This window comes from Ensifer sp. ENS09 (assembly GCF_014852425.1).
GTDB lineage: Bacteria > Pseudomonadota > Alphaproteobacteria > Rhizobiales > Rhizobiaceae > Ensifer.
In genome coordinates, this window is the sequence record NZ_JACVBP010000002.1 from 1 (window position 1) to 16188 (window position 16188).

The following is a 16188-nucleotide window of genomic DNA, read 5'->3' on the forward strand; positions in this document are numbered from 1 at the left end:
CGTACGCCTTGAACTCGCCGAAGTACTTCGTGATCGCTGCGGTCAGCGACGTCTTGCCATGGTCAACGTGGCCAATCGTGCCAATGTTAACGTGCGGCTTGTTGCGCTCAAATTTGCTCTTTGCCATTTCCGGCTCTCCGTTTTCTATCCCCTACCGGGGAAAACTTTTAACTTCTGTCAGCGTCTGGGTATTCCGGTCACTTCTGACCGGAATACTTCGCCTGGATTTCCTGCGCGACGTTCGACGGAACCGGCGCGTAGTGATCGAAGGTCATCGTGTACTGCGCGCGGCCCTGAGACATGGAGCGCAGGTTGTCGACGTACTTGAACATGTTCGCCAGCGGGACGTTTGCGTTGATCACAACGGCAACGCCACGCGATTCCTGGCCCTGGATCTGGCCACGGCGGGAGTTCAGGTCGCCGATAACGTCGCCGACGTAGTCTTCCGGCGTCACGACTTCGACCTTCATCATCGGCTCGAGAAGCTGTGCACCAGCCTTCTTGGCCGCTTCACGGAAGCAAGCACGCGATGCGATTTCGAAGGCGAGAACCGACGAGTCGACGTCGTGGAATGCACCGTCGATGAGCGTCGCCTTGACGCCGAGCATCGGGAAGCCAGCGAGCGGACCCGAAGACAGAACGCTTTCGATACCCTTCTGAACGCCCGGGATGTATTCCTTCGGAACAGCACCGCCGACGATCTTGGATTCGAAGACGAAATCTTCGCCATCCGGGTTCGGTTCGAACACGAGCTTGACGCGCGCGAACTGACCGGTACCACCGGACTGCTTCTTGTGCGTGTAGTCTTCTTCGTGCTGACGCGTGATGGTTTCGCGGTAGGCAACCTGCGGAGCACCGACGTTGGCTTCAACCTTGAACTCGCGACGCATACGGTCGACGATGATGTCGAGGTGAAGTTCGCCCATGCCAGCGATGATCGTCTGGCCGGATTCCTGGTCGGTCTTGACGCGGAACGACGGGTCTTCAGCTGCCAGGCGGTTGAGCGCGAGGCCCATCTTTTCCTGGTCGCCCTTGGACTTCGGCTCGATCGCGATCTGGATGACCGGCTCGGGGAATTCCATGCGCTCGAGGATAACCGGCTTCAGCGGGTCGCAGAGCGTGTCACCCGTGGTGGTTTCCTTGAGACCGGCCAGAGCAACGATGTCGCCTGCAAAGGCTTCTTCGATGTCTTCACGGCTGTTCGAGTGCATCTGCAGCATGCGGCCGACGCGCTCGCGCTTTTCCTTGACCGTATTCATCACAGACGAGCCCTTTTCGAGCTTGCCCGAGTAGATGCGTGCGAAGGTCAGCGAACCGACGAAGGGGTCGTTCATGATCTTGAACGCGAGCATCGAAAGCGGCTCGGCGTCGTCAGCATGACGTTCGATTTCAGCTTCGGTCTTGGCGTCGATGCCCTTGATCGCCGGAATGTCGAGCGGCGACGGCAGGTAGTCGACAACCGCGTCGAGAAGCGGCTGAACGCCCTTGTTCTTGAACGCGGTACCGCAGAACATCGGGTGGAACTTCACGTCGATGGTGCCGCGGCGAACGAGTTCGCGGATCTTGTCGTTCGAGGGCATGTTGCCTTCGAGGTAGGCTTCCATCGCGGCTTCGTCGATCTCGACAACGGTCTCGATCAGCTTTTCGCGATATTCTTCAGCCTTGTCCTTCATGTCGTCCGGGATCTCGACGACGTCCCACTGGGCGCCGAGCGATTCGTCGCGCCAGACGAGAGCGTTCATCTCGACCAGGTCGATAACACCCTTGAACTCGGTTTCAGCGCCGATCGGCAGCTGCATGACGACGGCAATCGCGCCCAGACGGGTCTTGATCATCTCGACCGAGCGGTAGAAGTCCGCGCCGGTCTTGTCCATCTTGTTGCAGAAGATCATGCGCGGAACGTTGTACTTTTCCGCCTGACGCCAGACGGTTTCCGTCTGCGGCTCAACACCGGCGTTGGCATCGAGAAGCGCGATAGCGCCGTCGAGAACGCGCAGCGAACGCTCGACTTCGATGGTGAAGTCAACGTGGCCGGGGGTGTCGATGATGTTGAAGCGGCGAGCCTTGCCGTCACGACCCTTCCAGAAGGTGGTCGTCGCAGCAGACGTGATCGTGATGCCGCGTTCCTGCTCCTGCTCCATCCAGTCCATGGTAGCGGCGCCGTCATGGACTTCGCCGATCTTGTGGGACTTGCCGGTGTAGTAAAGGATGCGCTCGGTCGTCGTGGTCTTGCCGGCGTCGATGTGCGCCATGATACCGAAGTTACGGTAATCTTCGATTTTGTATTCGCGTGCCATAGTGGACTGCCTCTTGAGACGTTCGCGCCAGAATTACCAGCGATAGTGCGAGAACGCACGGTTGGCATCAGCCATCTTGTGCGTGTCTTCGCGCTTCTTCACGGCGCTACCACGGTTGTTCGCTGCGTCCATGAGTTCGCCGCAGAGGCGATCAACCATGGTCGTTTCGTTGCGCTTGCGTGCAGCCGTGATCAGCCAACGGATGGCGAGAGCCTGACGGCGCTCCGGACGAACGTCGACCGGAACCTGGTAGGTTGCACCACCAACGCGACGCGAACGCACTTCAACGTGCGGCGCGATATTGTCGAGCGCGGAATGGAATACAGCGATCGGCTCCTGCTTCAGCTTGGCCTGAACCGCATCGAACGCACCGTAAACGATGCTTTCAGCGACCGACTTCTTGCCGTGCAGCATGATCGCGTTCATGAACTTCGTGACAACCAGATCACCGAACTTCGGATCCGGGTTGATCTCACGCTTTTCTGCTCTATGACGTCTGGACATACTTCTCGTCTCTTCAAACTATTTAGCGCTCTACCACGCGGAGGACCTCGCGCAGCGCCGGGATTTTCAAAACCGAATTACTTCGGACGCTTCGCACCGTACTTCGAACGGCGCTGCTTGCGGTTCTTGACGCCCTGGGTATCGAGAACACCACGGATGATGTGATAACGAACGCCCGGAAGGTCCTTAACGCGGCCGCCACGGATCATCACGACCGAGTGTTCCTGAAGGTTGTGGCCTTCACCCGGAATGTAGCCGATGACTTCGAAGCCGTTCGTCAGGCGAATCTTGGCAACCTTACGCAGAGCCGAGTTCGGCTTCTTCGGGGTCGTCGTGTAAACGCGGGTGCAAACGCCACGCTTCTGCGGGTTTTCCTGCAGAGCAGGAACCTTGTTGCGCTTTACCTGTGCCTGACGAGGCTTACGGATCAGCTGGTTTACGGTAGGCATATACCCATCCCTTGCAAAATCTTGTCACATTACCCTTGCGGGCGGATCGTTGCCGTCGCCGGCAGTTTCGAACGCCTCATGAAATGCGCAAAACAAGGGCCGATCCGCCTTTTCCGCAGATGGCCCCAAATAAAGCAGAGGACGCACTATCGTGTGCGTCGTGCGTGCAGCATTGTAGTCGTCAGCGTGCGTTTCGAACCTTGTTTGAGGCGAACTTCAGAACGCGACGTTCCGAACCAGCCAGCCTCACATGGGCTCCGATGCGGCGGGGTGTACTGATTTCAAGGCGAACAGTCAAGGGCAATTAAGAAATATTCCCGGGCGCGTTCGCCCGGCATGCCTGAAAAACAAGGCTTTTGCACATGGTTTGGCGCTTGGCGCCCGCCTCATCTGCCCCTCTATGCCCGGAGTGTCTGACGGGATTAAGGAATCGGCAACCACTTTGTGGGGGTTTTCCACCACGATCGACTCGCTCTCCACGGCAAGCGTCCGCGCGGCACTGCATTTCCATCGCGCTGATTCAAAAAGGACGCTAAGGTCGCGCCAAGCCCATTCGAAAGGAAACAAAATGGCCGTCACCCCAGACAACGACAATGCCCCGGACGAGCCGATGGTGTTCATCATCATCGGCAAGGCCTACGAGACCGACGGCGACGAGGACGGCGTGGACATTCACGTGATGCTGAAGGCGCCCGACGACGACACCGCGGTGCGCGAAGCGCTCAACGCGCTCGCCGAAGAAGGTTTTCTGGAGGCCGACCTGGACCAGATCGGCACATTGACCGACGTCCCGAGCGAAGAGCCGCACGCCTCCGCCTATCAGGGCGCACTCGAAGGCGAAGTCGCGATTATCCGCTTCAGCTGACCCGGCAGAGGGGAAATCCGCCGCCTGCTACGAGACATCACACATGAAGAAGCCGCCGGGATTGCTCCCGGCGGCTTCTTTTTTGGGATCAAGAGGGCGAGACCGCCCTCCCCGATTACTCGGCTGCCGCGTTCTCCTTGGCGAGATCGGCGAGCATCGGCGTTGCGACATCCGCACCCGTGCCACGACGACGCTCTTCCAGGATCATTTCGTCGCGCGCGGTTGCGATGCGACGGATCTGGGTCATCGTGCCACCGGTACCGGCCGGGATCAGACGGCCGACGATGACGTTTTCCTTCAGACCCTGCAGGCCGTCGGTCTTGCCGGCGATTGCGGCTTCCGTCAGGACCTTCGTGGTCTCCTGGAACGACGCTGCCGAGATGAACGATGGCGTCTGCAGCGAGGCCTTGGTGATGCCGAGCAGGACCGGATCGCCGTAAGCCGGCTTCTTGCCCTGTTCGATCAGGCCGTCGTTGACGTCTTCGAGCTCGATGCGGTCGACGTTGTCGCCGACGATGTAGGTCGAGTCACCGGCGTCGGTGATTTCAACCTTCTGCAGCATCTGACGGACGATCACCTCGATGTGCTTGTCGTTGATGACAACGCCCTGCAGTCGGTAGACTTCCTGGATTTCGTTGACCAGGTAGGAAGCAAGTGCTTCCACGCCCTTGATCGCCAGGATGTCGTGCGGCGCCGGGTTACCGTCGAGGATGTAGTCGCCCTTTTCGATGTAGTCGCCATCCTGAAGATGGAAGGGCTTGCCCTTCGGGATCAGGTATTCGACCGGCTCGACACCGTCTTCAGCAGGCTCGATCAGAACGCGACGCTTGTTCTTGTAGTCGCGGCCGAAGCGGATCGTACCATCGATCTCAGCGATGATGGCATGGTCCTTCGGACGACGTGCTTCGAACAGTTCGGCAACGCGCGGCAGACCACCGGTGATGTCCTTGGTCTTGGCGCTTTCGAGCGGCGAACGTGCAAGCACGTCACCCTGCGAAACCTTCGTGCCCGGCTCGACCGACAGAATGGCGTCGACCGAAAGCATGAAGCGGGCGTCGCCACCACGCGACAGCTTCATGACTGCGCCGTTCTTGTCCTTGATGACGATCGCCGGCTTCAGGTCGGTACCGCGCGGCGTCGAACGCCAATCGATAACCTGACGCTTGGTGATGCCCGTGGACTCGTCGGTCGCTTCCAGAACCGAGATGCCGTCGACGACGTCTTCGAAGTGAACGGTACCTTCCACTTCCGTCATCATCGGACGGGTGTAGGGGTCCCACTCGGCGAGACGCTGACCGCGCTTCACCTTGTCGCCATCGTCGACGAGGATCTTCGAGCCGTAGGCGACGCGCTGCGAAGAGCGCTCGACGCCACGTTCATCCAGGATCTGGACGGCCATGTTACGACCCATGGCGACGAGAACGCCGTCAGAGTTGCGCAGCATGTTGCGGTTCTTGATCTGAACAGTACCTTCGTAAGACGCTTCCAGGAACGACTGGTCGACCACGGTCGCCGTACCACCCAAGTGGAAGGTACGCATGGTGAGCTGGGTGCCCGGTTCACCGATCGACTGTGCGGCGATAACGCCAACCGCTTCGCCCATGTTGACCGGCGTACCACGTGCCAGGTCGCGGCCGTAGCAGACGCCGCAAACGCCCGTCTGGATTTCGCAGGTCAGCGCAGAGCGGATACGGATCGACTGAATACCAGCCTTTTCGATCTCGATGACATCAGGTTCAAGGATCATCCGGCCGGCATCGACGATGCGAGCGCCCGTGACCGGGTGATCGATGTCGTCCAGAGCCGTACGGCCGAGAATACGAGCGCCAAGCGAAGCCACGACCTGACCGGCATCGACGATCGCCGTCATGGTGAGGCCCTTGTCGGTGCCGCAATCGACGGAGTTGACGATGCAATCCTGCGCCACGTCGACGAGACGACGGGTCAGGTAACCGGAGTTCGCGGTCTTCAAGGCGGTGTCTGCCAGACCCTTACGGGCACCGTGGGTCGAGTTGAAGTACTCGTTAACGGTCAGGCCTTCCTTGAAGTTCGAGATGATCGGCGTCTCGATGATTTCACCCGACGGCTTGGCCATGAGGCCGCGCATGCCGCCCAGCTGGCGCATCTGGTTCGGAGAACCACGAGCACCCGAGTGCGACATCATGTAGATCGAGTTCATCGGCTTCTGGCGACCATTGTCGTCGAACTCGACCGCCTTGATGCGGGCCATCATTTCTTCGGCGACTTTTTCGGTCGCCTTGCCCCAGGCGTCGACAACCTTGTTGTACTTTTCGCCCTGGGTGATGAGGCCGTCGTTGTACTGCTGCTCGTATTCCTTCACGAGCGCTTCAGTGTCGCCGACGATCTTCACCTTGGTGTCCGGAATGACCATGTCGTCCTTGCCGAACGAAATGCCGGCGCGGCAAGCATGGGCGAAGCCGAGCTGCATGATGCGGTCGCAGAAGATGACCGTGTCCTTCTGGCCGCAATGGCGGTAGACCGTGTCGATCATCTTGGAGATGTTCTTCTTGGTCATTTCCTGGTTGCAGGTGTCGAACGGCACGTTGACGTTGCGCGGCAGCAGCTCGCCGATGATCATGCGGCCAGGCGTGGTTTCATAGATCTTCGAAACCGGGTTGCCCTCGGCGTCGACGGTCTTGAAGCGGCCACGGATCTTGGCGTGCAGCGTCACGGCCTTGGTTTCGAGCGCGTGGTGCAGCTCGCCCATGTCCGAGAACGCCATGCCTTCGCCCGGCTCGTTCTGGTTCAGGATCGACAAATAGTAGAGACCGAGAACCATGTCCTGCGACGGAACGATGATCGGTGCGCCGTTTGCCGGGTGCAGGATGTTGTTCGTCGACATCATCAGCACGCGGGCTTCGAGCTGAGCTTCGAGCGACAGCGGCACGTGAACGGCCATCTGGTCACCGTCGAAGTCGGCGTTGAAGGCCGTGCAGACGAGCGGGTGCAGCTGGATCGCCTTGCCTTCGACCAGGGTCGGTTCGAAGGCCTGGATGCCCAGGCGGTGCAGCGTCGGCGCACGGTTCAGGAGAACCGGGTGCTCGCGGATGACCTCGTCGAGGATATCCCAGACTTCCGGCTTTTCCTTTTCGACGAGCTTCTTGGCCTGCTTGACGGTGGACGAGAAGCCCTTGGCGTCAAGACGCGCATAGATGAACGGCTTGAACAGCTCGAGCGCCATCTTCTTCGGCAGGCCGCACTGGTGCAGCTTCAGTTCCGGACCCGTCACGATGACCGAACGGCCGGAATAGTCGACGCGCTTGCCGAGCAGGTTCTGACGGAAGCGGCCCTGCTTGCCCTTTAGCATGTCGGACAGCGACTTCAGCGGACGCTTGTTGGCGCCGGTGATGACGCGGCCACGACGGCCGTTGTCGAACAGCGCATCGACAGATTCCTGCAGCATGCGCTTTTCGTTACGGATGATGATGCCCGGAGCACGCAGTTCGATCAGGCGCTTCAGACGGTTGTTGCGGTTGATGACGCGGCGATAGAGATCGTTCAGATCCGACGTCGCGAAACGGCCGCCGTCGAGCGGCACGAGCGGACGCAGATCCGGCGGGATCACCGGAACGACCTTCATGATCATCCATTCCGGGCGGTTGCCGGAATCCATGAAGTTCTCGACGATCTTCAGCCGCTTCATCAGCTTCTTCTGCTTCAGATCCGAGGTCGTCTCAGCAAGCTCGGCGCGCAGGTCGCCGGCGATCTTTTCCAGGTTCATCGAAGCGAGCATTTCATAGATCGCTTCGGCGCCGATCATGGCGGTGAACTGGTCTTCGCCGAATTCGTCGACGGCGAGCATGTAGTCTTCTTCGCTGAGGAGCTGGTTTTCCTTCAGCGACGTCAGACCCGGCTCGGTGACGATGTAGTTTTCGAAGTAGAGAACGCGCTCGACATCCTTCAGCGTCATGTCGAGCAGCGTCGAAATGCGGCTCGGCAGCGACTTCAGGAACCAGATGTGGGCAACGGGAGCGGCGAGCTCGATGTGGCCCATGCGCTCACGGCGAACGCGCGACAACGTCACTTCGACGCCGCACTTTTCGCAGATGATGCCCTTGTACTTCATGCGCTTGTACTTGCCGCACAGGCACTCGTAGTCCTTGATCGGTCCAAAGATGCGCGCGCAGAACAGACCGTCGCGTTCCGGCTTGAACGTGCGGTAGTTGATCGTCTCCGGCTTCTTGATCTCACCGTAAGACCAGGAAAGAATCTTCTCCGGCGAGGCGATCGAAATCCGGATGGAATCGAAGGTCTGTGCAGGCACCTGCGGATTGAAAAGATTCATGACCTCTTGGTTCATGCCTGTCTCCTTTACGGGCTTTACGCCCTGAGCTTGGCGAGGGTGCCGACAAATCCCGGGCGCCGGCCCCTGCCCCATAAACAGCTAAAACCGCATTGGCTGCGGCTTCGTTCCTGCCGGAGACGTCAGCGTCTTCCGGCGGAAACGGTGCGCGCCGCATGAGCGGCACGCACCTTGGGTCTCTTTACTCGGCTGCGTCGGGCAGTTGCGCCGCGCCAGCCTCGTCGACCTTCGAGTTTTCGAGCTCGACCGAAAGGCCCAGCGAGCGCATTTCCTTGACGAGAACGTTGAAGCTCTCCGGAATGCCCGCTTCGAAGGTATCGTCGCCACGGACGATCGCTTCGTAGACCTTGGTACGACCGGCAACGTCGTCCGACTTGACCGTCAGCATTTCCTGCAGGGTGTAGGCGGCGCCGTACGCTTCGAGCGCCCAGACCTCCATTTCCCCGAAGCGCTGACCGCCGAACTGCGCCTTACCACCGAGCGGCTGCTGGGTGACGAGCGAGTACGGACCGATCGAACGGGCGTGGATCTTGTCGTCGACCAGGTGGTTGAGCTTCAGCATGTAGATGTAGCCCACGGTCACCTGGCGGTCGAACTGATCGCCGGTACGGCCGTCATAGAGCGTCGACTGACCGGTCACCTTCAGACCTGCCTGCTCCAGCATCTCGTTGACGTCGGCTTCGACAGCACCGTCGAAGACCGGCGTTGCGATCGAAACGCCGCGACGGGTCTGCTCGGCCAGGCGCACGATCGACTCGTCGTCGTACTGCTTGATCGGCTCACCCTTCGGGCCCGACCCGATGACGCTGTCGATGGTGTCGCGCAGCGGCTGGATATCGGCACCTGCCTTGTAGGCGTCGAGCATCGCGCCGATCTTCTGACCCATGCCGGCGCAAGCCCAGCCAAGGTGGGTTTCGAGGATCTGGCCGACGTTCATGCGCGAAGGCACGCCGAGCGGGTTCAGAACGACGTCGACATGCGTGCCGTCTTCCAGGAACGGCATGTCTTCGATCGGCACGATACGCGACACGACACCCTTGTTGCCGTGACGGCCGGCCATCTTGTCGCCCGGCTGGATCTTGCGCTTCACAGCGACGAAGACCTTCACCATCTTCATGACGCCCGGAGGCATTTCGTCGCCGCGCTGGACCTTCTCGACCTTGTCCATGAAACGCTGTTCAAGGCGCGACTTGGATTCGTCGTACTGGGCGCGCAGAGCTTCGATCTCGCCCTGAGCCTTTTCGTCTTCGACGGCGAACATCCACCACTGCGAGCGGGGGTATTCGCTGACGACGAGGTTCGAAAGCTCGGTGCCCTTCTTGAAGCCCTTCGGGCCGGCAACGGCCGTGTGACCACGCAGCATGTCGACGAGGCGAGCATAGACGTTACGGTCCAGGATCGCCTGTTCGTCGTCGCGGTCCTTGGCGAGGCGTTCGATTTCCTCGCGCTCGATCGCCATCGCGCGCTCGTCCTTCTCAACGCCGTGGCGGTTGAAGACGCGAACTTCGACGACGGTACCGAAGGTGCCGGGGGGCATGCGCATCGAGGTGTCGCGAACGTCGGAGGCCTTTTCACCGAAGATGGCGCGCAGAAGCTTTTCTTCCGGCGTCATCGGGCTTTCGCCCTTCGGCGTGATCTTGCCGACGAGGATGTCACCCGGCTGAACCTCAGCACCGATATAAACGATACCGGCTTCGTCGAGGTTGCGCAGCGCTTCTTCCGAAACGTTCGGAATGTCGCGGGTGATTTCTTCCGGACCCAGCTTGGTGTCACGCGCCATCACTTCGAATTCTTCGATGTGGATGGAGGTGAACACGTCGTCGCGCACGATCCGCTCGGAGAGCAGGATCGAGTCTTCGTAGTTGTAGCCGTTCCACGGCATGAACGCGACGAGCGCGTTGCGGCCGAGAGCCAGGTCACCGAGATCGGTCGACGGACCGTCAGCGATGATGTCGCCCTTGTTCAGGATGTCACCGACGGTGACCAGCGGGCGCTGGTTGACGCAGGTGTTCTGGTTCGAACGCTGGAACTTCTGCAGACGATAGATATCGACGCCCGACTTCGACGGATCGAGGTCTTCGGTGGCGCGGATAACGATACGGGTCGCGTCAACCTGGTCGACGACACCGCCACGACGGGCGGCAATTGCTGCGCCGGAGTCGCGGGCAACGACCGGCTCCATGCCGGTACCGACGAACGGTGCTTCGGCACGCAGCAGCGGCACGGCCTGACGCTGCATGTTCGAGCCCATCAGTGCGCGGTTGGCGTCGTCGTTCTCAAGGAACGGGATGAGCGCCGCTGCGACCGAAACGAGCTGCTTCGGCGAAACGTCCATCAGGTTGATGTTGTCGCGCGGCGCCAGCATAACTTCGCCGGCGTGACGGCAAACAACGAACTCTTCAGCGAACGAGCCGTCGTTCTCGAGAATCGAGTTCGCCTGGGCGACGTGGTACTTCGCCTCTTCCATTGCGGAGAGATAGACGACGTCGTTCGTCACCTTGCCGTCGACGATCTTGCGGTACGGGCTTTCGATGAAGCCGTACTTGTTGACGCGGGCAAAGGTTGCAAGCGAGTTGATCAGACCGATGTTCGGGCCTTCCGGCGTTTCGATCGGGCAAATACGGCCGTAGTGGGTCGGATGAACGTCGCGGACTTCAAAGCCGGCGCGCTCGCGGGTCAGACCACCCGGGCCAAGAGCCGAAAGACGGCGCTTGTGGGTGATTTCCGAAAGCGGGTTCACCTGGTCCATGAACTGCGACAGCTGCGAGGAGCCGAAGAACTCGCGAACGGCGGCAGCAGCCGGCTTCGCGTTGATCAGGTCCTGCGGCATGACCGTGTCGATTTCGATCGAGGACATACGTTCCTTGATCGCGCGCTCCATACGGAGCAGACCGAGACGGTACTGGTTCTCCATGAGCTCGCCGACCGAACGAACACGGCGGTTGCCGAGGTTGTCGATGTCGTCGATCTCGCCCTTGCCGTCACGCAGCTCGACGAGCATCTTGACCACGGCCAGGATGTCTTCCTTGCGCAGGATGCGCACGGTGTCGGCGACTTCGAGGTCGAGACGCATGTTCATCTTGACGCGGCCGACGGCCGAAAGGTCGTAACGCTCGGCATCGAAGAACAGCGTGTTGAACATGGCTTCCGCGGAATCCATGGTCGGCGGTTCACCCGGACGCATGACGCGGTAGATGTCGAACAGAGCGTCCTGACGGTTCTCGTTCTTGTCGACGGTCAGCGTGTTGCGGATGTAGGCGCCGACATTAATGTGGTCGATGTCGAGAACCGGGATCTCGTCGAAACCGGCCGAGAGGATGACCGGAAGGGTCTTCTCGTCGATCTCGTCGCCGGCTTCGAGGTAGATTTCACCGGTGCTGAAGTTGACGACGTCTTCGGCAAGGTAGTTGCCGTAGAGATCATCATTGGTCGCCTTGAGCGCCTTCAGGCCCTTTTCCTGCAGCTGGCGAAGCAGACGCGGGGTCAGCTTCTTGCCGGATTCGACAACGACTTCGCCGGTGTCGGCGTCGATCATGTCGGCGAGCGTCTTCTGGCCCTTCAGCGCATCCGGCTGGAAAGGCACGCGCCAACCTTCGCCGTCGCGCTGGTAGAGCGACTTCGTGTAGAAGGTGTCGAGGATTTCCTCGCCGTCCATGCCGAGCGCCATCAGCAGCGACGTCACCGGAATCTTGCGGCGGCGGTCGATACGGGCGTGAACGATGTCCTTGGCGTCGAACTCGATATCGAGCCAGGAACCGCGGTAAGGAATGACGCGGGCTGCAAAGAGCAGCTTGCCCGACGAGTGGCTCTTGCCCTTGTCGTGGTCGAAGAACACGCCCGGCGAACGGTGCATCTGCGAAACGATGACGCGCTCGGTGCCGTTGACGATGAACGTACCGTTGTCGGTCATGAGCGGCATGTCGCCCATGTAGACGTTCTGTTCCTTGATGTCCTTGATCGACTTCGCGCCGGTATCCTCGTCGATATCGAACACGATGAGGCGCAGCGTCACCTTGAGCGGCGCTGCGTAGGTCAGATCGCGCTGACGGCATTCCTCGACGTCGAACTTCGGCGGCTCGAATTCGTACGAAACGAATTCAAGCATCGATGCGCCCGAGAAATCCTTGATCGGGAAAACCGACTTGAAAACAGCTTGGAGCCCCTCATCAGGGCGACCGCCCTTGGGCTCTTCAACCATCAGAAACTGGTCGTAGGATGCCTTTTGAACCTCGATGAGGTTCGGCATTTCTGCGACTTCTGGAATTTTACCAAAAAACTTGCGTACGCGCCTGCGACCGTTAAACGAAAGGGTCTGAGCCATCGTCGCTCCTTGTCAATCTTGCATCCGGGCCTGCAACGGACGGGAACCGATGGCCAGTCGACCCCGTCAATCAATGAGTAGTTCAATCTCGTCCAACCAACGAAAAACGCTCAGCGCGGATTGCTGTGCTGCCTTCCGTTCGAGACCATCCTCTTGAAGAACCCATTACCCAAAAGCCGTTTTTCGACAGGCTTTTGGGTAATATGTTCTAAAAACGGTCAAAGAGAGGCGGCCTGAAAAGGCCACCTCCCCTTGCATGTAGCCGAATTACTTGACGTCAACCTTGGCGCCAGCGTCTTCGAGCTTCTTCTTGAGGTCAGCAGCTTCAGCCTTGGAAACTGCTTCCTTAACCGGCTTCGGAGCGCCTTCGACCAGGTCCTTGGCTTCCTTGAGGCCGAGGCCGGTGATGCCGCGAACTTCCTTGATGACGTTGATCTTGTTGGCGCCAGCGTCAACGAGGATAACGTCAAACTCGGTCTTTTCTTCTTCAGCAGCAGCCGGAGCAGCAGCGCCGCCAGCAGCAGCGACAGCTACCGGAGCAGCAGCCGAAACGCCCCACTTCTCTTCGAGCAGCTTGGAAAGCTCAGCAGCTTCCAGAACGGTCAGCGAGGAGAGGTCTTCAACGATCTTTGCGAGATCAGCCATTTTACTTTTCCTTTTGTTCGGTTCGAACTGGTTTTAAATACAACAGCGAAAATCCGCCTTAGGCGGCTTCGTCCTTCTTGGCATAGGCCGAGAACACGCGAGCAAGCTGGCTTGCCGGTGCCTGTACAACCGTTGCGACGCGGGTTGCCGGGGCATTGAGAAGGCCCAGCAGCTTTGCGCGCAGCTCGTCGAGCGAAGGCAGGGTCGCGAGCGACTTGACTGCTTCGGCGTTGAGCGTGGTCGTGCCCATGGCGCCACCGAGAACAACGAGCTTGTCGTTGGTCTTGGCGAAATCCATGACAACCTTAGGAGCCGTGATCGGGTCTTCGCTGTATGCAATCAGCGTCTGACCCTTGAAGAGATTCGTCATCCCTTCCGACTCGGTGCCCTGAAGAGCGATCTTGGCCAGGCGGTTTTTCGCGACTTTGACGGTGCCGCCAGCAGCGCGCATCTTCGAACGGAAGTCGTTCATCTGCGCAACTGTGACACCAGCATAGTGGGCCACGACAACCGAACCGGAAGCCTTGAAGACTTCGTTCAGCTCCGTGACGAATTCGCGTTTTTCCGCTCTTTCCACTGTCTGTCTCCAGTAGACAGGGTTGCAATAATGCAGCCCCATCGGGTTTGCCTTTGTCACCCGAGATCTGCTCGATCCCTGATAACGCTTAAGGATCCTGTCCCTTGGCGTTCCCGGAAGAGCCGGGTCTGACACAAGGCAAGCGAGGTTCGAACCGAATTTCGACGCCTCCGGCGCCATAGTGAAATTCAGATCTTACCCGTCTCATGCAGGCCGAAGTGATTAAGGTATAACCACCCGCAATCTCGGACAGGAGTTCCGGACTTGACGTCCGGATTCCCGGCCCCGAAAGGCCGGGAATTCTGTCTCGGGCCGAAGCCCGAAATTCATTAGGCGACGCTGAGCGTGGCGGGGTCGATCTTGAGACCCGGGCCCATGGTCGACGAAATCGCGACGCGCTTGACGTAGTTGCCCTTGGCGCCGGTCGGCTTCGCCTTGACGACGGCGTCAGCGAAAGCACGGATGTTTTCTTCCAGTGCCTTGGCGTCGAAGGACGCCTTGCCGATGCCAGCATGAACGATACCGGCCTTCTCGACGCGGAATTCAACGGCGCCGCCCTTGGAAGCCTTGACGGCACCAGCGACATCCATCGTAACCGTTCCGACCTTCGGGTTCGGCATCATGCCACGCGGGCCGAGAACCTTACCGAGGCGGCCGACGAGCGGCATCATGTCCGGGGTCGCGATGCAACGATCGAAATCGATCTTGCCGCCCTGGACGATTTCGACGAGCTCTTCTGCGCCAACGACGTCAGCACCAGCAGCCTTGGCTTCATCAGCCTTGGCGCCACGTGCGAAAACGGCGACGCGAACCGAGCGGCCGGTGCCGTTTGGCAGGTTGACAACGCCGCGGACCATCTGGTCAGCGTGGCGCGGGTCAACGCCGAGGTTCATCGCAACTTCGATGGTTTCGTCGAACTTGGCAGTTGCGCGTTCCTTGACCATCGAGACGGCTTCGGTGAGGCCGTAGATCTTCGTCGGGTCAACGCCCTCGCGGGACTTCTGTACTCGCTTTGCAATCTTCGCCATGGTCTTAGCCTACCACTTCCAGGCCCATAGCGCGGGCGGAGCCCTCGATCATGGCCATTGCGCCTTCGATATCGGCAGCATTGAGATCCTTCATCTTGGCTTCGGCGATCGACTTGATCTGAGCCTTGGTGAGCTTGCCGGCCGAACCGCCCTTACCGGGGGTCTTCGAACCGGACTGGATCTTCGCTTCCTTCTTCAGGAAGTAGCTGACCGGCGGCTGCTTCATAACGAAGGTGAAGGACTTGTCCTGGTAATAGGTGATGACGACCGGGATCGGCATACCCTTTTCCATTTCCTGCGTGGCGGCATTGAACGCCTTGCAGAATTCCATGATGTTAATGCCACGCTGACCAAGCGCAGGACCGATCGGCGGGGACGGATTGGCCGACCCAGCCTTCACCTGCAGCTTGAGCTGGCCTGCAACTTTCTTAGCCATTTCTCTCTGCCTTTCTGAAATCCCCTTGCGACGGATCGCACCGAGGATCAATTGCGCCGGTTTCCCGACTTGTGCCGATCACGGGGATCGGCGGCTGCGGTTGCGTGGTACGGAACATCCGACCCGGCTAAGGCCGGCATCCTTCCACGCGCATGCGGATTTCTCCGCCAGAATGGGCCGAAACCCACCCTACCTTTTTAGGCCTTATCAGACCTTCTCGACCTGACCGTATTCCAGCTCGACCGGGGTCGCGCGACCAAAGATCGAAACTTCGACCTTGAGGCGCGAACGCTCTTCGTCGACATCCTGAACGACACCGTTGAACGAAGCGAACGGACCATCCGAAACGCGAACCTGTTCACCGATCTCGAACGAGACCGAAGGCTTCGGACGCTCGACACCATCCTGGACCTGACCGAGGATGCGCTCGGCTTCATGGTCCGGAATCGGAACGGGCTTGCTGTCGGTACCGAGGAAGCCGGTTACCTTCGGCGTGTTCTTGATGAGGTGGAATGCCTCGTCCGTCAGATTGGCGCGAACCAGAACGTAGCCCGGGAAGAACTTGCGCTCGGCATCGACCTTGCGGCCACGACGCACTTCGACAACCTTCTCGGTCGGCACCAGAATCTTCTCGAACAGATGCTCGAGACCCTTCTGCTTGGCCTTTTCCTCGATCGATTCAGCGACCTTCTTTTCGAAGTTCGAATAGGCGTGAACAATGTACCAGCGCGCAGCCATACTA

Annotated in this window: 12 protein-coding genes; 1 reads left to right on the plus strand and 11 read right to left on the minus strand. The window is 59.7% G+C overall.

Going from position 1 to position 16188, the window contains the following annotated elements; all coding sequences use genetic code 11:
• The 4 genes from IB267_RS08160 to rpsL form a co-directional block, all read right to left on the minus strand.
• Positions 1–127, minus strand: a 127-nt coding sequence (locus IB267_RS08160; RefSeq protein ID WP_244520023.1) for a GTP-binding protein, incomplete at its 3' end; no start/stop codon positions are given.
• Positions 128–197: 70 nt separating this feature from the next.
• Positions 198–2297, minus strand: coding sequence for an elongation factor G (fusA, locus tag IB267_RS08165; protein WP_192447224.1), 2100 nt, complete (start codon positions 2295–2297; stop codon positions 198–200).
• Between the two features lie 33 nt (positions 2298–2330).
• Positions 2331–2801 carry a 30S ribosomal protein S7 gene (gene rpsG, locus IB267_RS08170; RefSeq protein WP_104668469.1) on the minus strand — a complete coding sequence of 157 codons (471 nt, stop codon included), beginning with the start codon at positions 2799–2801 and terminating at the stop codon, positions 2331–2333.
• A 77-nt stretch (positions 2802–2878) separates the two neighbouring features.
• Entirely contained in the window at positions 2879–3250 is a 372-nt protein-coding gene (gene rpsL, locus IB267_RS08175; RefSeq protein WP_003507760.1) for a 30S ribosomal protein S12, read from the minus strand.
• Positions 3251–3818: 568 nt separating this feature from the next.
• Between rpsL and IB267_RS08180 the strand changes: the two genes are divergently transcribed.
• Positions 3819–4115: a hypothetical protein gene (locus IB267_RS08180; protein ID WP_034795498.1), complete on the plus strand. Its 297-nt coding sequence runs from the start codon at positions 3819–3821 to the stop codon at positions 4113–4115.
• Positions 4116–4230: 115 nt separating this feature from the next.
• Here IB267_RS08180 and rpoC read toward each other — a convergent pair whose 3' ends face one another.
• The 7 genes from rpoC to nusG form a co-directional block, all read right to left on the minus strand.
• The gene (gene rpoC, locus IB267_RS08185; protein WP_192447225.1) at positions 4231–8436 is read right to left on the minus strand and encodes a DNA-directed RNA polymerase subunit beta'; all 4206 of its coding nucleotides are present in this window, start codon (positions 8434–8436) and stop codon (positions 4231–4233) included.
• A 184-nt stretch (positions 8437–8620) separates the two neighbouring features.
• A complete protein-coding gene (gene rpoB / locus IB267_RS08190) occupies positions 8621–12760 on the minus strand; it encodes a DNA-directed RNA polymerase subunit beta (RefSeq protein WP_192447226.1) in 4140 nt (1379 codons plus the stop codon).
• Between the two features lie 267 nt (positions 12761–13027).
• Positions 13028–13405, minus strand: a complete 378-nt coding sequence (gene rplL, locus IB267_RS08195) for a 50S ribosomal protein L7/L12 (RefSeq protein WP_034795489.1) — start codon at positions 13403–13405, stop codon at positions 13028–13030.
• A 58-nt stretch (positions 13406–13463) separates the two neighbouring features.
• The gene (rplJ, locus tag IB267_RS08200; protein ID WP_034795485.1) at positions 13464–13982 is read right to left on the minus strand and encodes a 50S ribosomal protein L10; all 519 of its coding nucleotides are present in this window, start codon (positions 13980–13982) and stop codon (positions 13464–13466) included.
• A 329-nt stretch (positions 13983–14311) separates the two neighbouring features.
• Positions 14312–15010: a 50S ribosomal protein L1 gene (gene rplA / locus IB267_RS08205; protein WP_043626296.1), complete on the minus strand. Its 699-nt coding sequence runs from the start codon at positions 15008–15010 to the stop codon at positions 14312–14314.
• 4 nt (positions 15011–15014) lie between these two features.
• On the minus strand, positions 15015–15446 hold the full coding sequence (rplK, locus tag IB267_RS08210) for a 50S ribosomal protein L11 (protein ID WP_043626293.1): 432 nt from the start codon (positions 15444–15446) through the stop codon (positions 15015–15017).
• A 207-nt stretch (positions 15447–15653) separates the two neighbouring features.
• Positions 15654–16184: a transcription termination/antitermination protein NusG gene (gene nusG / locus IB267_RS08215; protein WP_034795476.1), complete on the minus strand. Its 531-nt coding sequence runs from the start codon at positions 16182–16184 to the stop codon at positions 15654–15656.
• Positions 16185–16188 lie beyond the last annotated feature (4 nt).